14 protein-coding genes, 14 tRNA genes, 2 rRNA genes and 1 pseudogene are annotated in these 21,631 nt (G+C 40.6%); 13 read left to right on the forward strand and 18 right to left on the reverse strand.

The window, feature by feature from the left end:
• Positions 1-3 precede the first annotated feature (3 nt).
• The 5 genes from rrf (AACW75_RS02265) (at position 4) to AACW75_RS02285 (ending at position 1,905) form a co-directional block, all read left to right on the forward strand.
• Positions 4-119, forward strand: a 5S ribosomal RNA gene (rrf, locus tag AACW75_RS02265).
• Positions 120-189: 70 nt separating this feature from the next.
• Positions 190-266, forward strand: a tRNA-Thr gene (locus tag AACW75_RS02270).
• Positions 267-308: 42 nt separating this feature from the next.
• A 5S ribosomal RNA gene (rrf, locus tag AACW75_RS02275) occupies positions 309-424 on the forward strand.
• Between the two features lie 30 nt (positions 425-454).
• Positions 455-531, forward strand: a tRNA-Asp gene (locus AACW75_RS02280).
• Between the two features lie 978 nt (positions 532-1,509).
• Positions 1,510-1,905, forward strand: coding sequence for a DUF2391 family protein (locus AACW75_RS02285; protein WP_076654782.1), 396 nt, complete (start codon positions 1,510-1,512; stop codon positions 1,903-1,905).
• Positions 1,906-2,227: 322 nt separating this feature from the next.
• Here the strand turns inward: AACW75_RS02285 and AACW75_RS02290 are convergent.
• The 16 genes and pseudogenes from AACW75_RS02290 to mutY form a co-directional block, all read right to left on the reverse strand.
• Positions 2,228-2,303: transfer RNA gene (locus tag AACW75_RS02290), tRNA-Asn, on the reverse strand.
• A gap of 29 nt (positions 2,304-2,332) precedes the next feature.
• Positions 2,333-2,408, reverse strand: a tRNA-Thr gene (locus tag AACW75_RS02295).
• Positions 2,409-2,444: 36 nt separating this feature from the next.
• Positions 2,445-2,520: transfer RNA gene (locus tag AACW75_RS02300), tRNA-Asn, on the reverse strand.
• A 24-nt stretch (positions 2,521-2,544) separates the two neighbouring features.
• A tRNA-Thr gene (locus AACW75_RS02305) sits at positions 2,545-2,620 on the reverse strand.
• Between the two features lie 56 nt (positions 2,621-2,676).
• Positions 2,677-2,752 (reverse strand) — tRNA-Phe (locus AACW75_RS02310).
• A 234-nt stretch (positions 2,753-2,986) separates the two neighbouring features.
• On the reverse strand, positions 2,987-4,621 hold the full coding sequence (locus AACW75_RS02315) for a methyl-accepting chemotaxis protein (protein ID WP_145572387.1): 1,635 nt from the start codon (positions 4,619-4,621) through the stop codon (positions 2,987-2,989).
• Between the two features lie 383 nt (positions 4,622-5,004).
• Positions 5,005-5,080: transfer RNA gene (locus AACW75_RS02320), tRNA-Asn, on the reverse strand.
• 74 nt (positions 5,081-5,154) lie between these two features.
• Positions 5,155-5,230: transfer RNA gene (locus AACW75_RS02325), tRNA-Phe, on the reverse strand.
• Positions 5,231-5,237: 7 nt separating this feature from the next.
• Positions 5,238-5,313, reverse strand: a tRNA-Thr gene (locus AACW75_RS02330).
• Between the two features lie 70 nt (positions 5,314-5,383).
• Positions 5,384-5,459, reverse strand: a tRNA-Asn gene (locus AACW75_RS02335).
• A gap of 56 nt (positions 5,460-5,515) precedes the next feature.
• Positions 5,516-5,591 (reverse strand) — tRNA-Phe (locus AACW75_RS02340).
• A 7-nt stretch (positions 5,592-5,598) separates the two neighbouring features.
• A tRNA-Thr gene (locus AACW75_RS02345) sits at positions 5,599-5,674 on the reverse strand.
• Positions 5,675-5,748: 74 nt separating this feature from the next.
• Positions 5,749-5,824: transfer RNA gene (locus tag AACW75_RS02350), tRNA-Phe, on the reverse strand.
• A 103-nt stretch (positions 5,825-5,927) separates the two neighbouring features.
• Positions 5,928-7,061 (reverse strand): membrane-bound lytic murein transglycosylase MltC, encoded by a 1,134-nt coding sequence (gene mltC, locus AACW75_RS02355; RefSeq protein ID WP_017075435.1) that lies wholly within the window; start codon positions 7,059-7,061, stop codon positions 5,928-5,930.
• A gap of 69 nt (positions 7,062-7,130) precedes the next feature.
• The gene (locus tag AACW75_RS02360; RefSeq protein ID WP_017075434.1) at positions 7,131-7,403 is read right to left on the reverse strand and encodes an oxidative damage protection protein; all 273 of its coding nucleotides are present in this window, start codon (positions 7,401-7,403) and stop codon (positions 7,131-7,133) included.
• Between the two features lie 28 nt (positions 7,404-7,431).
• Positions 7,432-8,397, reverse strand: a pseudogene (gene mutY / locus AACW75_RS02365) (A/G-specific adenine glycosylase); the annotation flags it as partial.
• A 512-nt stretch (positions 8,398-8,909) separates the two neighbouring features.
• Here mutY and AACW75_RS02370 point away from each other — a divergent pair.
• The 4 genes from AACW75_RS02370 to AACW75_RS02385 are packed head-to-tail and all read left to right on the forward strand — an operon-like array spanning position 8,910 to position 14,442.
• A complete protein-coding gene (locus tag AACW75_RS02370; RefSeq protein ID WP_237297587.1) occupies positions 8,910-10,052 on the forward strand; it encodes a tyrosine-type recombinase/integrase in 1,143 nt (380 codons plus the stop codon).
• The gene (locus tag AACW75_RS02375) at positions 10,045-11,817 is read left to right on the forward strand and encodes a hypothetical protein (RefSeq protein ID WP_135457264.1); all 1,773 of its coding nucleotides are present in this window, start codon (positions 10,045-10,047) and stop codon (positions 11,815-11,817) included. Before AACW75_RS02370 ends, AACW75_RS02375 begins: the two co-directional genes overlap by 8 nt.
• On the forward strand, positions 11,814-13,766 hold the full coding sequence (locus AACW75_RS02380; RefSeq protein WP_237297588.1) for a site-specific integrase: 1,953 nt from the start codon (positions 11,814-11,816) through the stop codon (positions 13,764-13,766). The genes AACW75_RS02375 and AACW75_RS02380 overlap by 4 nt, the downstream gene beginning before the upstream one ends.
• Complete coding sequence (locus AACW75_RS02385) at positions 13,735-14,442, forward strand: hypothetical protein (protein ID WP_237297589.1); 708 nt, start codon at positions 13,735-13,737, stop codon at positions 14,440-14,442. The genes AACW75_RS02380 and AACW75_RS02385 overlap by 32 nt, the downstream gene beginning before the upstream one ends.
• Positions 14,443-14,499: 57 nt before the next feature.
• Here the strand turns inward: AACW75_RS02385 and AACW75_RS02390 are convergent, their stop codons facing one another.
• Positions 14,500-14,706, reverse strand: a complete 207-nt coding sequence (locus AACW75_RS02390) for a hypothetical protein (protein WP_135457258.1) — start codon at positions 14,704-14,706, stop codon at positions 14,500-14,502.
• 117 nt (positions 14,707-14,823) lie between these two features.
• Between AACW75_RS02390 and AACW75_RS02395 the strand changes: the two genes are divergently transcribed.
• Positions 14,824-15,456 carry a hypothetical protein gene (locus tag AACW75_RS02395; protein WP_237297590.1) on the forward strand — a complete coding sequence of 211 codons (633 nt, stop codon included), beginning with the start codon at positions 14,824-14,826 and terminating at the stop codon, positions 15,454-15,456.
• On the opposite strand, the gene AACW75_RS02400 is transcribed toward AACW75_RS02395, so the two are convergent.
• The gene (locus AACW75_RS02400) at positions 15,451-15,786 is read right to left on the reverse strand and encodes a DUF2384 domain-containing protein (RefSeq protein WP_135457254.1); all 336 of its coding nucleotides are present in this window, start codon (positions 15,784-15,786) and stop codon (positions 15,451-15,453) included. The genes AACW75_RS02395 and AACW75_RS02400 overlap by 6 nt on opposite strands.
• A gap of 1,074 nt (positions 15,787-16,860) precedes the next feature.
• Between AACW75_RS02400 and AACW75_RS02405 the strand changes: the two genes are divergently transcribed.
• The 3 genes from AACW75_RS02405 (at position 16,861) to AACW75_RS02415 (ending at position 21,598) form a co-directional block, all read left to right on the forward strand.
• On the forward strand, positions 16,861-17,559 hold the full coding sequence (locus AACW75_RS02405; protein WP_210114725.1) for a deoxycytidylate deaminase: 699 nt from the start codon (positions 16,861-16,863) through the stop codon (positions 17,557-17,559).
• Positions 17,560-18,146: 587 nt separating this feature from the next.
• On the forward strand, positions 18,147-19,538 hold the full coding sequence (locus AACW75_RS02410) for an SIR2 family protein (protein WP_135457252.1): 1,392 nt from the start codon (positions 18,147-18,149) through the stop codon (positions 19,536-19,538).
• The gene (locus AACW75_RS02415) at positions 19,535-21,598 is read left to right on the forward strand and encodes an ATP-binding protein (RefSeq protein WP_135457250.1); all 2,064 of its coding nucleotides are present in this window, start codon (positions 19,535-19,537) and stop codon (positions 21,596-21,598) included. The genes AACW75_RS02410 and AACW75_RS02415 overlap by 4 nt, the downstream gene beginning before the upstream one ends.
• The last annotated feature ends 33 nt before the right edge of the window (positions 21,599-21,631 follow it).

Here is a 21,631-nt window from a genome sequence, read left to right on the forward strand (position 1 = left end):
TTGCTTGGCGACCATAGCATTGTGGACCCACCTGATTCCATGCCGAACTCAGAAGTGAAACACAATAGCGCCGATGGTAGTGTGGGGTTTCCCCATGTGAGAGTAGGACATCGCCAGGCTTTAAATTTATTTTCACTTTAAAAAGTGAAGACAAAAAGTTTCAGAATCGTTTTAAACGGTTCTTGAATCGCTGATATAGCTCAGCCCGGTAGAGCGCACCCTTGGTAAGGGTGAGGTCCCCAGTTCGAGTCTGGGTATCAGCACCACTATTTAGTTGATTTGATTCATCAAGTTAACAACAGAATTTGTTTGACGACCATAGCATTGTGGACCCACCTGATTCCATGCCGAACTCAGAAGTGAAACACAATAGCGCCGATGGTAGTGTGGGGTTTCCCCATGTGAGAGTAGGACATCGTCAGGCTTAAATTTCATTATGCTGAATAGACACTGCGGAGTGGTAGTTCAGTTGGTTAGAATACCGGCCTGTCACGCCGGGGGTCGCGGGTTCGAGTCCCGTCCACTCCGCCACTTATTGGAAAGCCTAGTCTTACGACTAGGCTTTCGTCGTTTCTGGCATCATATATTGATCTTCAACCAACTTAGTCCTATAAGATGTTTGCCTATCGACCGGGAGCTCTGCTCATTGGTCTATCGTGTCAATTTTTACCATTTCAGTCCTTCTCAGAACACCTAGCCTTTCCCATTTCTTAGATGTAATTTTGTTATTCGACTTACGAAATCAATAGGTTGTGATGCCACATAGCTCGATCTTTATTGGTATTTTCCCCCTTGGTAAACAAAGTCGGGGATTAGCCTACAGTTACCCTAACGGCCTGCCGCTATATGAAATAGAGGGATAGTCCAATTCTGTTTGGTTTGTGCTGCCATGACTTCGTTTAGGCTATGAGTATTGTTAATCCAGCATTGGGCATATGCTAGTCTACTATCCCTTAATATGAGATTCTTTATCTCGCCGTGCTTAAGAAACCTCTTTGGAGAGCAGAGTGCTAGACTGCTTGCTATCACTTTACGCCTCTTAGCATGCGTCAAGAGCGTTTATTTAATAGACTTAAAGGTTACCAACTCAAACTGTATTATTTAAGTGACTAGCCATGTATTAGGCTGATGTTAATGATGTGATTAGCTTAGGTTTGAAATTACAAAGTGCGATTAACCAAATAAATAGAAGATCCCTGGTGACCTTGCTTAGAGAGCTCATAGATACTTTCCTTAGTTGCGTTAAAGATTCTCTTTGACTGAATCGTATTTATTTACCCGATATCAGTTATCGAAATTCCATGAGTGACTTGATTATCAAATATCTTTGTATATAAGTTAGTTTAGTGCCTACTAGCTCAAGCTATGTTTTGGTTAATGTGACTAATATAAAGCTACATAAGGTTATCTTTGTTAATTGGTAAACCTCAAACTTTTGTAGCCATGAACTGATAGTTTTGGGATTACTTTGATAAATCGATTAAGTCTCAAAGCCTTAAAGGTAACTCGATGAAATTAAGCTTTAACTTTGAAGATGCGAGCCAGATCTTTGTAGGATCTTTTGCTTTGGCTGTCCCGATTTCTTTTTCTGAAGAGGCGTGGAAGTTAGGGGAGACTTTACCTACCGCTAACTTACTGTTGTTATTTCTGCTGTCTGCTGTTTTCCTTGGCTTTTATACGTATGAGAGTGTCTTTCAAAAAGACGTTGTTGCTCGGTTACCGGTGTTTATTTTCAGAATAGTGATTGCTTATGTTATGACTGCAATGGTTGTTGCTTTGGTGTTGACTTGTTTGGATAAACTGCCTTTATTGAGTGATCCTATTGTATCGATCAAAAGGGTTATTGTTATTTCAATGCCAGCGTCGATGGGAGCGATTGTGGTAGATAGTTTTGATAAAGAGTGAATTACCCATAGCACTTGAATTAAAGTAGCTAACAGAACCTTTAGATAGCTTATTCGACTAGTCCGATAGATTTCTTATCCTTATACATATAATTTGAATTGTTCTGGAGAACGCTTCATAGATAACGTTATAAGTAAGTTCGCTACACAGATGTTCAGTTTGAGGTTTCAAGGATTCAAAGGAAACTAAAGAGTAAGATCTGATAACGGTAAAAGAGCGTTAAAATTGCTAGTTTTGAATGATAGGAGGTAATAGGAAGTGTGGGATAAAGTAGGATCTTCAGATGTAAAAAAGCCGCATCAATGATGCGGCTTTTTCTAATTGGCTCCCCTTGCAAGACTTGAACTTGCGACATACGGATTAACAGTCCGCCGTTCTACCAACTGAACTAAAGGGGAATTGATTGTTTAGTCTCTAATCAAGAGAATGGTGCCGACTACCGGAATCGAACTGGTGACCTACTGATTACAAGTCAGTTGCTCTACCTACTGAGCTAAGTCGGCATCATGAATCAAAAAGCTTATGCTTGATGATTAACTTGGCTCCCCTTGCAAGACTTGAACTTGCGACATACGGATTAACAGTCCGCCGTTCTACCAACTGAACTAAAGGGGAATTATTCTTAAAGCTTTAAAGAAATGGTGCCGACTACCGGAGTCGAACTGGTGACCTACTGATTACAAGTCAGTTGCTCTACCTACTGAGCTAAGTCGGCACATAATATTTCTTTGTGCTTTACTGTTGTTGTCTAGGACACCAACAAATAAATTGTGGTGCCCGGAGGCGGAATCGAACCACCGACACGAGGATTTTCAATCCTCTGCTCTACCGACTGAGCTATCCGGGCGACGAGGTGTATTAAACGTGTTTTCGTGTTCTGGGTCAACATTAAATTGCAAAAAAAGTATCGTTTGATGTTTTTCTATACTTAGTGGGTTGTTTTTGTTCATTTGACTCAAAAAGCCTAGGTCTAGCATGCTCTAAAAGATCGTAAAACTACGTTTAACTACACTGAATGGGCGCCGAAATAAAAGAAGCACGTATGAAAACGTGCTTTTATATTTAAGAATTTTTTGAGAGTTTAGTGTTTTACTTCAAACCTATTAACCCAAGTTTCTAATTCGTTAGAGAGAGAGGCGAGTGTTTGGGTACTGTTGTGACTTTCTGTCACTACGTGACTAAGTTGATTCCCGCTTTCCTCGATCATATTAATACGCTTCGAGATATCACCACTCACTTGAGTCTGCTCAGCGGCTGCTGTTGCGATTTGATGACTCATTGATGAAATAGACTCTAATGCGATAACAATCTGCTGTAGTGCTTCAGAGGCATTCTGGGACTCTATTACGGTGCTTTCACTGGTACTCGCACACACATTCATAGTTTTTATCGCGTTACGAGAACCTTCTTGAAGGTTATTGATCATGAGTTGGATCTCTTTAGTGCTTGATTGTGTTCGACCTGCAAGGTCACGAACCTCATCTGCTACAACGGCAAATCCGCGGCCTTGTTCACCAGCGCGCGCAGCTTCAATTGCTGCATTTAGCGCTAGAAGGTTAGTTTGCTCTGCAATATCACCGATGACATCTAATACTTTAACTATGTTGTGTACATCGCTATCTAGGTTGGCTACAGCTTCACTTGCTGTACCCAATTGGCCAGCTAGACCTTGAATACTGTCTACTGTGTTGTGAATTAAATGTTGAGTATGTTGAGTATGTTGGCTTTGTTTGTCGGCCTCATCGGTATTACGCGCTGTATCACCTGCAGAATCAGCCACATTGTTGGCTGAAGAAGCCATCTCGGTCATCGCTGTTGCGATCATTTCAGTGGATTGTTGTTGGGTTTCAGTTAGTTGAGCGATAGACCCTGCACGATCTTCCACACGTTGTAACTCGCCTCTTAATGCCAGCATAGAAGCATTAAGATTTGATACTAGCTCGGCTAACGACTGACTCATTTGTTGCACTGCATGATAAATACTGCCGTTTATTGCCTGAGTTTCGAAAGAGGTCTGAATTCTACCTTCTGCGACTGCTTGTACTGCTTCTCTTACATCTCTAGGTTCACCACCAAGAAGTGCTAGCATTCGTTTAATTGATACGATTAAGCTCGATAGAATGAGTCCCGCAATCATGACACATAGAAGTAATTGCCATTGAGCTGTCGACCAGAAACGTGCATTGACTTCATTGAAGCCAATGCCGGTGCCTACAACCCAGCCCCAATGTGGTGTTTTTTCTGCAATAGACAGTTTTTCTTCAATCGTTCCATCTGGAAGTTTTTGCGTCCAGGTGTACTCGATGATCTGTCCTGTTCGGTTTCCCAATACTCGTTGAATGAGTTGGCCAACGCTATTTCCGTCACCGTCTTTAAAATCGTTAAAGCTGGTTCCGTGTAGTTGCGGATCTAAAGGTGTCGCAATAAACGTCATGTTTTCATCAGCAACATATACATATTCATTGTCTTTATAGATATTATTACGTAGCAGGCGAGTCGCAAGTTGTTTGGCTTGCTGCTCTTCCAAAGTACCCTCGATAGCCATCTTTTCGACTTCAGTCAGAATGCTATATGCACTCTTAAATAGTTCAGTTACACGAGCTTTGTTGTCCATGTTACTCGCGACTCTCAAGGTCCATAAACCTGTTGCTGTAAGTGCTAGCAGAGCGATCAAAATGATGCCTGATAATAAGTAAGCTTGCGTTTTTAATTTCATGTTTCCCCGAGCTGCAATTCAATAATTAGTTTTGCATATGATTTACCGAATCTTCATCTAAGTCGTGTAGGGCAGATATCAGAAAGATATCAAAACATGATAGAGATTAAATTCTCGAAGAAAAAAAAGTAATAGTTCATCATACTGTTTATTTTTATGTAACGATAATCGGCTAAAGGTGCTTAATTTCAGAGGTGGCTTAGTTTGTATCGAAAGAGTTTGAATGAATCAAGGGGATTGGTACTGTCGAGATAGGAAAGGGGATATCTTTAACTTTATGGGAATGATTAGGGTTTAATGTTGAGCTGGCGGCAATACTGGCTAGGGTTAGCTTTTGCTCAAACGAAAAAAAGCCAAGTCTTTCGACTTGGCTTTCTTGAATGTGGCTCCCCTTGCAAGACTTGAACTTGCGACATACGGATTAACAGTCCGCCGTTCTACCAACTGAACTAAAGGGGAATTATTTGTGTTTAACAATGTTCTTTAAGATAAATATAATCTATAAAGACCATTATTTGTTAAGCACCAAATAATGGTGCCTCGAGGCGGAATCGAACCACCGACACGCGGATTTTCAATCCGCTGCTCTACCGACTGAGCTATCGAGGCAAAAGAATGGTGCCGACTACCGGAGTCGAACTGGTGACCTACTGATTACAAGTCAGTTGCTCTACCTACTGAGCTAAGTCGGCACACTAAATTCTTTGCTTTAGAGAGTAAACTCTCTAATTAAAACCTCATATAAAATGAAGTTCTTTAAAATGGCTCCCCTTGCAAGACTTGAACTTGCGACATACGGATTAACAGTCCGCCGTTCTACCAACTGAACTAAAGGGGAATTACTTGTCTCAACATCAGGTCTATAAAGACCATTATTTGTTAAGTACCAAATAATGGTGCCTCGAGGCGGAATCGAACCACCGACACGCGGATTTTCAATCCGCTGCTCTACCGACTGAGCTATCGAGGCAAAAGAATGGTGCCGACTACCGGAGTCGAACTGGTGACCTACTGATTACAAGTCAGTTGCTCTACCTACTGAGCTAAGTCGGCACACTAAATTCTTTATGCTTTTGTTCGTGTTGCTACTCCCTGTTAAAGAGTAATGACACCAACAAATCAAATTGTGGTGCCCGGAGGCGGAATCGAACCACCGACACGAGGATTTTCAATCCTCTGCTCTACCGACTGAGCTATCCGGGCAACGGAGCGCTATTAAACGGATTTTCTGCATAACCGTCAACACCTTTTTTGAAAATAATTAAAAAAACCGTTCGTTCGTTGTTTTTTTATTCAAAAGTGAGGCTTACGTTTTACCTTGGTTAAAATCTTTCTTGAATTTTGTTACTTTTTCTAAGTAGCGGCGCGACTCTTTGTTTGGGTGTTTCTGAGTAAGTGCCCAGTAAGCTTGACTAGGTTGCAATGAATTCAAGTCGCGCATTGCTCGTTTTCTGTCTTTACTGAAGGTATTGAGCACGCCTCCAGTACCGCCGTTGTATGCCGATATCATGCTGTACTCAAGCGTTGTGGGATGTTTTACGTCTTTCAAATAGCGATTTTTAAGGATGTAAAAGTATGCAGTACCAGCATCAATATTGTTTTCTGGGTTGAATAAGTACTCAGGACTTGGCTCTCCAGGTTTGTTTTTGACGAGCTTAAATACATCTCGGCCTGCTGTTTTCGGCACAACCTGCATTAGGCCATAAGCATTCGCCCAACTCACTGCATACGGGTTGAAACTACTTTCTGTTTTGATGATTGCGTAAATCAAGTCTTCAGGAATATCGTAACGCTGCGATGCTCGGCGAACGATATCTGCATACTTATAGCTTCGTTTGCTAGCGTGATCAGCCACCATTGGAATTTCGACGTAATATGCTTTTTTAAAGTCGACTTCCTTGGTTTTTAAGTTATTAGCGATCAGGTAATCGGCAAACTTGTTAGCGCGCCATGTCCATTGGATAGGCTTCTTATCTTGATCAACGACTTGGTTATAGAGGAAAGGTTGGCCTTCTAACTTGATGCTTTTGGAAGAGAATAGGTCGACATTAGCAGGATCATCCGGCGTCAAAAGTGTCGTCATTATTGCATTTTTGAGGTGTTTTTTCGGATCCGTCGAGGATACGGTTTCTACCGTAATTAGGCCTTTAGTGAAGTTTACTTCCGATCGACTTAAGTAATTGTCTATGTATTTTACATAGTTACTCTTACCTGCCATTTTAACGTCATTGCTGCCCCAGCGTTTTTTAATGTTGCCTGAAAAGCTATTAATTAGTGAGTCTAACGCACCTGTGTCTTTCTCAAATTGACCGGGTAACTCAGCCAAATTACTTACAAATCGGTTGGTGGGCTCATAATTTACGTCATAAATTCCTTCGACAAATTCACGACTGCACCCAGTTAACAACATGGTTATTAGGAAGTAACTTAGCTTTTTCATAGTTCCTCAAACAAAAATGACATCGCAGCGTGAGCCATGATGTCATTAAAATTTGCTTAAATAAATGTCTTATTTACTTGGTGGAGTATAGCCATCAATAACGACATCTTTACCTTCGAAAAGGAAGTTAACCATCTCAGTTTCAAGAAGTTTACGATGGTCTGGATCCATCATGTTTAGCTTCTTCTCATTGATGAGCATGGTTTGCTTGCTCTGCCATTGTCCCCAAGCTTCTTTAGAGACGTTGTCAAAGATACGCTTACCTAAGTCACCTGGGTAAAGTTGAAAATCTAGGCCTTCAGCATCTTTTTGAAGGCGAGCACAAAATACAGTGCGGCTCATAGTGGTTCCTCTTATCGCGTTCGTTGATTCAAACGTCGTCGTTTAGTTCAAAGGGTAGGCTCTCAATAAGCTGCTTTACAGGAGCGGCTAGGCCAATTTCTTCCGGTTTTGATAAGTTATACCAGAGACCTTTAGTCCCTTCCATTATCAAATCCGGTTGTTTATCTAATTTTACTAATACAGGCGTGATATCTAAGTGGTAGTGGCTGAAAGTATGTCTAAACGCAATCATGGTCTTAAGCGAATGTATTTCACTATCTTTGATCGAGCGAAGATCTAATTGATGTTCAATCTCTGCGTTTTCATTTTGAGGGAAACAGAATAACCCTCCCCAGATACCAGATTGAGGGCGCTGTTCGAGCCATACTTGATTGTCGTGGTACAGAATTACAAACCATGTTTCCTTTACTGGCTTTTCTTTCTTAGGTTTTTTGCCTGGGAAATCGAGCTGTCTATCGAGCTTCTTAGCTTCACACATGTTTTCAATCGGGCACAACGTGCATTTAGGCTTGCTACGAGTACAAACCATTGCACCCATATCCATCATTGCTTGATTGTATTTATCGACATCTTTATCGGGCGTCTGCGCCTCAGCGTGCTCCCAAAGCTTATTTTCGACTTTCTTTTGCCCCGGCCAACCTTCTACAGCGAAGCTTCTCGCCAGTGTACGCTTAACGTTACCGTCAAGAATCGCATGAGGAAGCTTGTGAACAGAAGACAGAACTGCAGCGGCAGTAGATCGTCCAATTCCTGGCAACGCGTTCATCTCTTCGATAGAAAGAGGAAATTCACCACCGTATTGCTCGGTAACAATCTTGGCAGCCTTGTGTAAGTTACGAGCTCGTGCGTAATAGCCAAGCCCTGTCCATAAGTGCAGCACTTCATCTTGCTCGGCATTCGCTAGGTCAATCACCGTTGGAAAGCGTTCTAAGAAGCGCTGGTAATATGGAATCACCGTGGCGACTTGAGTCTGCTGAAGCATGATTTCAGTAATCACGAAATAAGTGGAACTTTAATATTAGTCATTATAAATCAGTAATTAATGAAGTTTTTAAATCTAAGTGGGTCATTAATTATCGGATTATAAAAAGTAATGTCAATTCCGGGTTAGGTAGTCATATCTATTTAGATAGATACATCAGTGCACAGTTATCAGGTCAATTGCTACTTTCTATCTAATTCTCAATTATGTGAACTCGGATGTTTTTTCTCAATGCGGATTAACGCTTCGTTTTGATTAAGTAAAGTTTATTAAACCACATACCGTTGAGCCCGCAAGCCTTACAAGTTGTCTGCCTAGAGGTTTTTGATGTTTATATAGATTTATTTCATTTATTCAAAATGGGTAGATTTCGAAGATTTAAACTACCTGAAGCTACTGCCAATTTATCCCCCATCTAACACTCTTTTTTAAATGCGCAACCCCCAATTATCCTTTGTTTTCGTGGGTTGCGCGTTTTGAGTTTCATGTTTTCATCAAACTTACTTATTGATAAGGATATGAAAATGAAAGTGATTTATCAAACGCAAAGCTTAAGAGATTCAGATGGGCAGACGTTATCTTTACCAGTGTTTTTAGATAGCACTGGAAGGATTATGCAAGCGCCAACACAATATATGCTTGATCGTGTTGAGTCTGGTTTTTGGAACTCGAAGCACACAATGCGCTCAAATCAACAGGCTCTTGAACAATTTTGTGCTTACATTCAATCCACAGAAATTAACCTGTTAGATGTTCAACTAAAGCATCTCGTTGCATGGCGTCGAGAACTGCAGTTAAAGAAGAATCTAAATGCGGTATCAAATCAGACAATCAATATTCGATTGAGAGCTGTTATGAGCTTCATTGAATGGGCATCTGAGAATGGTTACGTGCGCGCAAATTTTGATGGTGTAAAAGTAGAAAACTCATCTGCAAGCGGGGGCGTGAATTTTAATCAAAAGCAGAGTGTTCGGAAAACGAGACGAAATCGATTATTGCTTACTGAAGCATTTACCCGGGCTCCTCTACCCACAATGAATGAAATTAATCAATTCGTTACTTATGTCTCTAAACCGTTCGTTCCCATGGTCGGGTTAATGTTAGGAACGGGAATGAGAATTAGCGAAATTGTTTCTTTACCGCTATCAGCGTTGCCTTCTTACGGCACTGTTGCACAAAGTCCAAACACTCTACATCATATCCAGTTGTCACCAAGCTCGATGACGATTAAGAATAACAAGGCTCGAACGGTATTTATTCCGGGCCTTCTATATTTAAAAATATATGAGCAAGTGATGAATGGAACGAATCATTCAAATCCGCGTTTGTTCTTTGCTAGCTCTAGCAAGTCTGCATGGCACCCTTCTACGATTCAGAAAAACTTTCGACACGCATCTTTAAAGGCGCAATTACGTCATACGATTACTCCGCATATTCTTCGGCATGAGTTTGCGACAAGAACTTTAGAGAGCTGGAAAGATGCAGGATTTCCTTCTGAAATGGCCTGTTTGATTTGGCTACAAAAACAACTAGGGCATGCACATGTAAGCACAACGGCCAATATTTATATCAATATGACGAGTGAATTACATGCGAATGACCGTCAGGTACTTCATCAATATGAAAAAGATATTTCTCAGATGATGGAGGAAGAGCGAAATGTTTAACTCGAATGATGTAATCGACTCTTCAAAAAATACTACCAATGTAGTGGCTATCAAAGCACCGATGAAGTGGGTAGTTTCTGATCCTGTTCATGGGAACACGCACTTTGATGTTCAATCTCGTATCGTTAAGTACCCACAGTTAAAACAAGTTATCTTACAACTTAACACTGGGGTGTATTCTCTTCATATGAAGGAATACTCACTTAAATCCCTGGGTCAGTATCGCCGAGGCATTGATGTTTTTCTTCTATATCTTAATGAACATCAGCAGATTACGGATGTTAGCGTATGTGGGTACGCTTTCTTATATAGCTACCTGAAATGGTTTCAATCTCGTCCTATTCAGGAGGGGGAACGTCGAGGAAGGCTTCGTAAGTCATTAATGATTGCTCGGTTGATCCCTAAACTCTTGTTGAGCTTGGCTGAAATCTATCCAGAGCAAGTTCATCCAGATGTTCTTATTGGGCACGTGCCGTGTGTCCGAGGTATTCCTTCCTCGCCAAGAGAGCCCTATTCAAAAAGAGAATTCCGCAGCATTCTAAAGACCTGCAAACAAATTATTGAACAAGATAAAAATGGAAAGTGGAGTGGTGCAGATTCAGTTGTATTGGCGGCAGCTGCAGTGTTGATGTCAATTTATACTCTCGCCAATAAAACAGACATCTTACGACTAACTGTCGATTCGATGTATCCACATCCGCATGATCCTGAGCGTCGCGTTTGTTTTGCGTTTTACAAGCCACGTGCTCAGCATCGTACTATTGTTAAGGATTTTGATGTTGGTGATGAAACTACACGTGAAATGATCGCGGAATCTCGTCTGTTTCATACCAGTGCGAAAAGTTTGTTTATGTATCTTAAAGAGCGTTCAGACCAATATCGGAGCGTTGAAGGTCTCGAAAATGGTCAGTCCATTTGGTTGTATAGAATCAATGTTTTTTCGCGGACCAGTGAAAAAGTCACAACATTAAAAGCTGGTTATTTAGATAGCAGTCGTAATACCAATCAAAATAGCGCGGCACCACTTGATGTTATCACGAATATGTTTGAACTCATGGACGATGAAGATAAGCCTTTGCGAATTAGGCTATCACGTTTACGCCCGACATGTGTCCAAGTTCTGCGCCGGTACGGCTCTATAGCAAGTGTTTCTCGAATTCTTGGTCATAAGCTCCGCTTCGGTCAAGGGATTTCGTTAACGACGTATCGACATTATCTAAAAACATCGCCTGAACAACAGGCTAGATTCAGTCTATTACTGGAGCGGTTACATGATTACTCGATCACAGGGAAAATAAGCTCTTGGATTCAATACGAAAAAGATTACGGGCTAACCTCTGAGCAACAGAATGAGTTGCAATTAATTCAATCTGATAACCGATTTAAAACACATGTTGGGAGCTGCAAGAACCCTAAAAATCATGAACAAATGAACTCACAAGGCCCAAGCTGTTTGGATTTTATGCAATGCTTGTTGTGCCCTCACATGGTTATCTTAGAAACAGACCTTTGGCGACTTTTTTCTTTTCAAAAAGCATTAAGACATGATTTTGAGTCCGGAAGAATTCCATCCCATGTTTGGATAAAACGTTATGGCGCTTATTTGCAAATTTTGGAGAAAGATCTGCCAGATGCATTCAAGCACCGTCCCTTAGTCGTATCTAAAGCGCGAAAACGCGCTGAAGATTCGCCATATCCATTATGGGCTCTAAATGAAAGTTCTTACTTAATAAGCATGTTGAAGGATATGGAGGCAGTATCGTGAGAACTCTAGAGCTACAACAAGTAAGTGAATTTTCGAGTTCAAAGGTGTTGACCGTAGATCAACTTAAAAAGCTGACTTATCAGGAGAAAAGTAGATTATCTATTGGTGAGTTTGAAGGGCTGTCTTTAGGGGGGTATGGTGATGACGAGTGGTTGTTTTACCTATTGAACGGTGCTGCCAATAAACATCGTTCGGAGAGAAATCTAAATTTTAAAGATCAACTTGTAGAGCTAAATCTAGCGTGGAATAACAGTGAGACTTCCGGAGGTTATACCATTTCAGAAGCTGCTCGCGATTGTTTGTGGTTGCGTTATCAGGATGGTATATCAGTTAGGACACTTAAAAGTGAATTGAGAGCCTGGAAGGTATTCTTTTTATGGTGGAAGGAATTTTTTGATGGTACGGATTTTGAGGAGTGGTTATCTGATCCTTTAAGGTTGAACGAGTACTTACGATGGGTTAAATGTGACGTTCGCAAGAACAAGACCAAAAGTACGATTTCTCATGTTCATCAACAAATTCGGTTACAACCGTTGTATCAGCTTTATAAATATCGAAGTTTACTTAAATGTTCCTTAGCTTCCCCGCCATTTGGTCGGTGCTCAGCATCAGCGGTGGTGGGGAGTAAAAAGAAATATAAACAAACTCCGGTGATTGAGGAGTCTTCATGGGTTCTGATTATTCAAGCTGCGTGGAAGATAGTGAGTTGCTCAGATGATGCTATTACGCTTTATAACAATTACTGGGAAAGTGAACGATTAAAATTAAAGAATAAGCCCACTCGTGATGGAAATGTTCCGAGTAAAAGTACTTTATTTAACCGAATCCAAAAGTACCTTGTGCTGTATGGATATAACTCGTATGCAGCACTGGAACGGGAAATTATTCTTTTTGAAGCTGCGGCTGCTGTTTTAATTCTCGGGCTTACAGGTATGCGTCAGAGCGAATTATCAAGTTTATCAAAAGAGTGTTATCAGGAGAAAAGTTCTGACTTTGCTGTAATTCAGTTTAAATCAAGTTATTTGCAAGGAATGACTTTCAAATATGCATATTTGCCCGAAGGGGAATCACATCGATGGCTTGTCCCATCAAAATTGAAATTAGTGATCGAGAAATTAAATCGACTAAATCAATGTCGGCGTATGCGAACTTTTGAAATGCTAGAACGACATAAGTCAAATGGAAAGCATGAACGGTTGTGGAGAGACGCTGCGCGAGCAAATCAAAGCCTTTTCGTGTCGTCTGGTTTGAATGCCAATCACAAGCTATCCATGAGATGGGGAGCGTCGACGATTAAACGGCGAGTCGATACCTTCATGGAATATCTGTCAAATGAACAAGGGTTATCCGTCCCGATGCGTGTTACTCCGCATATGTTCCGGCGTACATTTGCACGATTCATTGCGCTTTCACCACTTGGTAGTGTTGAAGCTTTGCGAGATCAGTTTGCTCACCGTACTGGTGATGTCACCGAATATTATACTCAAGGTGGTGACGAAGAGATTTTGAATTGGATTTTAGAGGATCAGAGCTCTTTTCAACAAGCCGTGATTGAAACACAGCTTAATAATAATAGCTTGCATGGAGGGCTAGGTGATGCAGTATCCTCGGGTGAATTTGCAAGCAGGGACTTTCAAACATCCAAGAATTTAAAAACTTTACGAAAAAAGATTGGGGTTGGCATGGAAGTTCAACTCAATGCTCACTCGGTTTCTGTTCGTCCAGTCGATAAAGGGGCGTGCGCTAATAATTGCCGCCTGAATCGGGTGCAATGTATCTCCTGTGAGAACTGTGTAATCACGCCAGCTCAGTTACCTTTTTGGGAAGATCAACTCAGTATTATGGAAGCGTGCGAAAAAGAGGGCATTGTGCAGGGAATTGATAAAGTTCGTGAGCTTGTCTGTCAGCTTAAGGAGGATGTTCGTGAGTCAGCAGAAACAGCCGAGTGAGGGGCTTAATGAACGATTGCAGGAGGCATTACAAGCACTGAAGCTGTTAACGCCAGAGGATGTGTTAGCAGGGCGTCGTCAATGGATGTCCTTACGCTTATTTACCAATACATTTGATATTAGTCGAACCTCTATTAAAAAATATCCTCAACTCTACGAACAAGTGCTGTTTGCTATCACGGATTGGAACGATGATTTTGGGCTTTGTTTTGAATCGAAAAAATATGCAATCAAGCCAAATCGAGTCGATGAATTGGAAAGTAAAATTCTAAACTTGGAAGAAGAGTTATCTTTGGCACAAGGGGCACAGTTTGAGGCTTGGCAAGAGCGTATGAGGTCGGAAGATGAACTGAAGAAAGTCGTCGCCGAATTGAATCAATTGAAACAAGTGGGGCGATTTCCACCGGTCGTGGAGGGTTTTTCCCCGCGCTATGCTAAACGAGTGCCGTTATGGTTTCAGTTTGAAGTCTTGAGGTTATACCCATCGGAGCATGAGTCGATTATGGCGAAAATTGAGCAATATAAAAAACGATATGCTTCCGCTTTACCTGGAGGGGCTGATGGTTTTTATGCGTTATTTGTTCGTCCGGATGCTGCGTTTGTTGGTTTCTCTTTGCTTGAAAGCATGGGCCAACAGGAAGAGGTTGAAGCCTTATTGAAGGCGAGGTGCTTGTAATCTATGGTCTAATGGGGGCTTTCTGGAGCCCCCATTATGTTATTTCTCGATTGTAATTTAGCCTTGCTCTATCAAGAGAAGGAGTCGCTCATAATCGTGCTGATAGGCATAAACAGGATGTGGTGCAGATGAGCCAGCTAAAAACTGTTCGAAAGCCACTTTGTAGATGTCCGGTAGCTCATTTGGATCAATGACCTTAAATGGTACATCGGGCAAATTAAAAGCGGTGAGTATAGGGTGTGATGTTGAATTGTTTGTGGTCATAGAGAGCTCCTTTGCTTTAGCTAGGGTATTACCTTCCGTAAAACGAACCAAAGTCTTACATCAACTTTTGTTGCTCTAAATGATGGACGGGACTCAACACAACTTTAGGAGTTTGTTATGAAGCAAAAAGTTAGACCGCGCAGTTTAGGTGGTGGCCTCAATAGTACTCCTGATTTTACACGGCAAGATATTGATGTCGGTTTCTGGCTAAAGTGTTGTGCTGAATTAAAAGTCTATTCCGTTTTACGATCGAAAGGAGGAAGCGGTGAGCGTCATACTGTACGGGTTCTGCAAGAACAATTGATAAAGTGTGGAGAGCGTCCTCTCGTTGTCAGAGTTTTTGGTGTTCGTGATGACGAATATGGGACTGAGTTTGGTTCATTGGCTGAACTAGAAAATACGGATGAATGGACTGGCACGTTTATGTGGAATTGGAGTGAGCGTCACTGCAACTATCAACTAGCTCAGGCTCTACGAAAGTCATCATTTACGAGCGTTATTTTAACTCAAGGTGGGGGCTCTGGAGTTGTCTTTACAGATGTCATGAAGGCTGCCAAATTGGCTTGCCATGTCTACTTAAGTGTCAATGTTGACTGTGATTTATCTGTAGAAGCGCAAAACGACATACTAGAAGAGTTGAAACATTTAGAGTGTGTTTCTTCTGTATTATGGCGAGGGAATCGATGGGAGAACCCAATATATGGGGTGATGAATCTGTCGAGCATCAGTGTCGAACATCCTTTGTCATGACTCAGTATGGCTATCGCAGCGTAATACTAAGCTATCAATCTTATCTCTGACTTCTTCTAAATCAGATAAGCGTCCTGAAGCGATGATACTAATTGGGCTTCGCCCATTGAAGAAGGTGTTGTTGTTTATACGACTCATGAAGCCATATACATTGTCTTCATTGCTAAATATTGTTCTCAAAGCGGCATGGATATTTAAAAAATGGCTGATTCTAACTTCAATATTATTCTCCTCGGTTGGTAGGATAATTTGTATCTGCTCATGGGTGACTCCCCATTTGAGTAACAATTTCTTGGCGGATTTTAGCCCAGTAATTAGCCTTTGATTCATCAAAATCCCTCCCTAATTTATATCATCATTTCTAATCTTAACGTATCTCTGAAAGTTGTCTGCACTTAATCAAGCCTCAACGTGTAAAGGATTAGTCGCGTCATGCTTTGATTTAACATTTGAGAAGGTAGATATCCAATATATGGTTTCATTATCAATCGAACAGCGACGTAGAATCGACACATTGTCGATCTTATGTCTATCAAATCAAGGTTGATGGAGCGACATAGAATCAACAAAATGTGGATTCTATTGCAATGTGAGTCGAGCTATAAGTTCTCGTGTAACTCATAAATTCCCCATTGGGGATTAGTTATACATTCTCTAGTCTCTGCTACCTTAGTGAGGTGCAACAAAAAACCTGCCAGTGGCTGACTTTTTGTTGCGGTGTATCGAACGGGTGTTATGGATAATCACTGCTCATAATGAATCCTACGATTAGGCAAACCGCCACACAACAAAGACGATTAGTAACGCAAAGAGTATTGGATAAAACCTATTATCAGGAGATGCAATCCAAGCTTTAAACACACCAACAAAATCAATCATCACAGCACCAACTCCATATTAAACAATCCATCAAGGTTTTAAGGGCTCGTTTCGCTCACCAGTCAATTTCAACAATTTATCGAAAATGATTCATCAACATCTTTCTGTTGGTGTAATTAGCTGTCTGTGATGATTATGTACTCTGGTTTAGAGGGATGCCCTCCTTCGGAACGTATTGTGTTAAATGTCATTTAATATCAATTATTTGCGCTGAATTATTGTTCTAATGGTTTAGTGGGTACAGCGTCACGAAATAACTGATAATTACATTTTTATCGAACTCATATGTGCTTTGGGTATAGAGGCGAAAGAAAAATAATTTCCTTAAACTTGGAGGATGATCAAAGGTTTGGATAGGGGAAAGCCGATATAACCTGAATGTAGACTATTGATGAGGTTCTATCTGGAAATGTTATTTTTGTGATTACCATCAAGTACTTGAGTGTTTGCTTCTATGTAGTATGCGCGTCTTATTACGCATTGAATTGTTAATGGCACGCAAATAATGATAGAGGAGGTTAATGTATGAACTTAAATGTACTTGGTGAGTTACTGGACAACAGTTTCCTAGTTATAGAGAAAGCGCGTGAGCAGGGTTTGGATGAGAAAGTTACTTTGGATGTAATTAAGCAAATCATTGAGGCGAATGGCGATAATACAATTCTTGATCAAGAGTTACATCCTCATTATGAGCTTGTTATAAATGGGCTATACCAAAATAAAATAGAATCAAAAACCAAATGGCGCGACCGTATGATAGAGCTAGCCAAGCATGTATCAGAGTGGTCAAGAGATAAATCTAAAGTAGGCGCAGTATTAGTATCAAAAAAAGGTGGGGATATTACTTTAGGATATAACGGATTTCCTTTTGGTGTTAAAGACGATGAGGATCGCTACGATGAAAAAAAATTGAAGTTAAACATCATTGTACATGCCGAGGTTAACGCTATTATCGCATCAGGTTCAAGGGCTGCTGATGGCCACCTTTATGTTGTTGGGAAGCCTATATGTGCAAGGTGTGCAGGACCAATAATTCAATCGGGAATTAAGAGGGTTTTTGCAACCAAACCACAGAATATCGGAGAATATGAGCCCCCGAAAGATCCTAATGCTACAGATTGGGAAGAAATCGGAAGGCTTGCTATAACTATGCTTGAAGAAGCTGGTGTTGAATGTATCTTTTACGAAGCGACAACTGATGGTTATAAGTATAGTGACTTTTAATAGACAAAATAATTAAGCTCAAAATGAGTGTAGGTGTAGGTGTAGGTGTAGGTGGTGAATTCTTCCTACACATTGAGTTTTTTGTAAAGGAAAAAACCGTAAACTATTAGTTCTGATTACCCATATAGATGAACTATTAGATTAGGAGCTAATTAATATCAAGTGGTTAACTCAAAAAATCCATATAATTTCGACCTCAGAAGCCCATAGAAGTATTTTGGGTCACTTAATGGGTATAGCCCAGCCTTAAAGCTGTAAGTTTATAACTGCTCCAGAGCCGGTTGCTCAGAGTAAGGAAGCCTTCCCCATTTTATGCAAATTATCTTATGAGTGCAGTTTCTATACGTTAAGTTATCTGACGATATTAGATTAAAATTTCTAACTCTGTCATGCCCCAAAACGTGTTGTAAACCAAAGTATGAACATCAATTTTCAGTTAGTTTTGATATGCAAGGTAAGTAGTATTAAATAAACAAAAATTGCCCCCGTAATTAGTTATCATTTTGTGATTTTAACCAACCTCTTTGTCCACTTAGCAAGGCTAGTACCTACTTCAGGCGTCGCCATTTAATAAGGATGTATATAACTTGACTCAATACTTAAAATTAGGCGATGACCGATCTCCGGTCCAATTGGACTCAAATGGTGATAATGGTACCTTTAAAGTTGTTAACGACTGCACTTGGGCAAAAACAGAGGATGAAATTACTCCAGATTTTCTGCGTTCGAGAATAGAACCTTGGTTAACCGCACTCTTCCAATCAGAGCACCTCAATTTACTTGTTGGTGCAGGTCTTAGTTCAGCTGTTCAACAGTTTGCAACAGGGCAACTTCCACAAGGTATGGGATGGATTACCGATCTAAAAGTATGTAAAGGTGAAATTGACTGTTATGTAGCTACGTCTGCGAAAGCTTCAGGAAGAAAGGATGGAAACATTGAAGATCAGATTCGTTCAATTAATGAGTTGATTAAGGGATTAGAAATTTTAACGGCACAGAATTTACCTGTACCACCATCGCCTCCAGGTTCCTTACCATATCGTAATTTTAAAAATGAATTGGTTGAACTAAATAATGAACTATCACGGTGTTTGAAATCGTTTTCAGACTCAGTGAGTAGTGGCGAAAAATCAATCCGTGATGCAGAGCCGAAGCTAAAAACTGAAACATTTAATTATTTAGTTAATTTTTTGATGAGCTTTTCAAGTCGAACTGCGACGCGCGATAGATTGCATATATTTACAACCAATTATGATCGTATTTTAGAAACAGGGGCTGAATTAGCCGGTCTTAGATTAGTCGATCGGTTTGTTGGCAGTATTGCGCCAATCTTCCGGTCATCCCGATTAGAGGTTGATTATCATTATAATCCTCCTGGTATTCGTGGCGAGCCTAGATATTTGGAAGGGGTGGCTCGTTTCACAAAATTACATGGTTCATTAGATTGGTATGCAAATGAGGGAGCTATCAGGCGTTTTGGTCTCCCTTTTGGTGCCGCTACTGTAGAGCCATTTTTAGAAGTTGAAGGGGCTGGTTCAACCAATTATCAACAATTAATGATTTATCCAAATTCTGTTAAAGATCGTGAAACATCAGAATATCCCTATGTCGAATTATTTAGAGATTTAGCGTCAGCGACATGCCGCCCGAATAGCACACTTGTAACCTACGGGTATAGTTTTGGTGACGAGCATATAAATCGAGTTCTCATAGATATGCTAACTATACCCTCAACGCATATCGTGATTATTGCTTATGGTGATCCACTTGGAAGAATCATGAGCTTTATAGCGGATAGTGGGCGTCAGGCTCAAATATCTTTATTACTTGGTGACCATTTCGGAGACCTCAAAACACTAGTCGATTACTACCTTCCAAAAGCAGCAATAGATCGTACATCAATTCGTATGGCTGAGCTTTTAAAATCAAGAGGCTTATATCCAGCAGCTATCCAAAGCACAGTTGGTGGTGAAGAATGAGTTCGTTACCCATTGAGCAAGGAGAGCAATTAAGAGTTGGTACTGTAGATTTTGTGTCACCAAATGAAATTAGAGCAGTCCTTGATATTGATTCACCTGATTCTGTTGCCCTAAATGCTGGAACCCCGAGAAATTTTCCAAGGGTAAACAGTTATGTTTTAGTCTCTTGTGATAATGGTTACTTGGTTGGACAAATTGAGTGGCTTGCTGTTGAGCGTTCCCCTTATCCTAAACAAACGGATATCCATGATTTTGGGCTAGTTAATCTACCTTTCCCACAGAAAAAAATAAGTTTAAATCCAGTAGGTACTCTCAAACGAGTGTCAACAAGAGGTGTTGATTCTTTCAAATTTCGACGAGGTTCAGAATCATTTCCTTCAATTGGTTCCGCTATTTTACTGCCGACGGATTTTCAACTTAAATCAATTGTTGAGTCTGGTAACAATCGAAGAGTTACCATAGGGCAAAGCCCACTTGCAAATAATGCAAATGTTGCAATAGACCCTGACCGCCTATTTGGTCGCCATATTGCTGTGCTAGGGAACACTGGGAGTGGTAAATCTTGTTCAGTTGCAGGTCTTATTCAGTGGTCGTTAGAAGCGGCAATGAAATTAGAAAAAAAGCCTAATGCTAGATTTATTATTTTAGACCCTAATGGTGAATATACCCGAGCATTAGGTCCAGAGACTAAATTCAAAGGTCGTGTTTTTAAAGTAGAAGCTGAAGAAGGCGAAAACCAACTACAAGTACCTTCGTGGTTTTGGAATAGTGCTGAATGGGCGTCTTTCACGCAAGCAAGCCCGAAAGCACAGCTACCATTGCTAAAGCGCTCTTTGAGAGCAATGCGAAATGAAGACTTTGAACTTGAAACAGATTTAAATATTGAGATAAAACGCTTTCTCGGTAATGTCTTAGTTACTTTAAAACATGATAAGAGTTCAGGTAGACCATTTGGTGGATATGGACCCGCGAAAGGTTTTAATGAGACTATGGCCAAATGGATAGAAAGCTTTTTAGCTTATAGGGATCAATTAGGTGATCACAAATTAACACAAGTCATAACTGCAATGTGTCAGTACCGAGAAGATAGAAGTGTGCAATACGCTACTTTACAGGCTACGGTGCCTGAAATTGACAACATTGTAGATAAAGTTACTTCAGCATTTCAGCAGTTCGGTGGTAATGAGCATGACTTGTTGCCTAAGAGTGAAGATATTCCATTACCATTTGAAGGAAATAACCTAGTTGCCTATTTAGAGGCATTAGCGCAAGAAAATGGTAGTGAACAATATGTCGAATATTTGGTGGCACGCATACGTACAATGCTATCTGATACACGAATGAAGCCCATCACTAATGATGCGGAGCAGAGGGTCGATTTAGCTAAGTGGTTAGAAAGCTATATAGGTAAGGATGGATCAGGTGAGAGTGACAGCTGTGTTTCAATTATTGATCTTTCTTTAGTACCAAATGAAATCACCCACCTTGTGACTGCTGTTATTTCAAGGATTATCTTTGAGTCATTGCAACGTTATAGGCGGCTAAATAACAAATCCTTACCAACTGTGCTTGTAGCTGAAGAAGCGCATACATTTATTAAGCGCTATCGTGATGACTCTGAAAACCAGGATGTTGCTGCTGTTTGTTGCCAAGTATTTGAGAAAATCGCACGTGAAGGAAGAAAGTTTGGTCTTGGCATGGTGATTTCTTCGCAACGGCCTTCGGAGTTATCACCTACGGTTTTATCTCAATGTAATACATTTCTATTGCATCGAATTAGTAACGACAGAGATCAAGAGCAGGTACATAAAATGGTACCAGATAATTTGCGCGGACTACTCCGTGAGTTACCTTCTTTACCATCTCAGCATGCAATTCTCATGGGATGGGCCTCTGAACTTCCTGTTCTGGTTAAAATGAAGAGTTTAACGAAAGAGCAACAACCACATTCAGATGATCCTGACTTTTGGGATGTTTGGACAAGAGAAGATACTGATGGAGGAGTGGTAGAGCGAGATGCTGATTGGAATAAAGTTGTCAAGGAGTGGCAGCAGAACTAAAAATAATTTTGATCGAAATTTGCTCGCTTTGCT

The sequence above is a fragment of the Vibrio sp. L3-7 genome, from assembly GCF_963898195.1.
In the GTDB taxonomy this organism is placed as follows: domain Bacteria; phylum Pseudomonadota; class Gammaproteobacteria; order Enterobacterales; family Vibrionaceae; genus Vibrio; species Vibrio echinoideorum.

Coding starts and splice junctions, on each gene's coding strand:
- mltC (WP_017075435.1), bottom strand. CDS start 7,061: ATGAAAAAGCTAAGTTACTTCCTAATAACCATGTTGTTAACTGGGTGC.
- AACW75_RS02385 (WP_237297589.1), top strand. CDS start 13,735: ATGTTCGTGAGTCAGCAGAAACAGCCGAGTGAGGGGCTTAATGAACGA.
- AACW75_RS02415 (WP_135457250.1), top strand. CDS start 19,535: ATGAGTTCGTTACCCATTGAGCAAGGAGAGCAATTAAGAGTTGGTACT.
- AACW75_RS02285 (WP_076654782.1), top strand. CDS start 1,510: ATGAAATTAAGCTTTAACTTTGAAGATGCGAGCCAGATCTTTGTAGGA.
- AACW75_RS02390 (WP_135457258.1), bottom strand. CDS start 14,706: ATGACCACAAACAATTCAACATCACACCCTATACTCACCGCTTTTAAT.
- AACW75_RS02370 (WP_237297587.1), top strand. CDS start 8,910: ATGAAAGTGATTTATCAAACGCAAAGCTTAAGAGATTCAGATGGGCAG.
- AACW75_RS02405 (WP_210114725.1), top strand. CDS start 16,861: ATGAACTTAAATGTACTTGGTGAGTTACTGGACAACAGTTTCCTAGTT.
- AACW75_RS02400 (WP_135457254.1), bottom strand. CDS start 15,786: ATGAATCAAAGGCTAATTACTGGGCTAAAATCCGCCAAGAAATTGTTA.
- AACW75_RS02395 (WP_237297590.1), top strand. CDS start 14,824: ATGAAGCAAAAAGTTAGACCGCGCAGTTTAGGTGGTGGCCTCAATAGT.
- AACW75_RS02360 (WP_017075434.1), bottom strand. CDS start 7,403: ATGAGCCGCACTGTATTTTGTGCTCGCCTTCAAAAAGATGCTGAAGGC.
- AACW75_RS02375 (WP_135457264.1), top strand. CDS start 10,045: ATGTTTAACTCGAATGATGTAATCGACTCTTCAAAAAATACTACCAAT.
- AACW75_RS02315 (WP_145572387.1), bottom strand. CDS start 4,621: ATGAAATTAAAAACGCAAGCTTACTTATTATCAGGCATCATTTTGATC.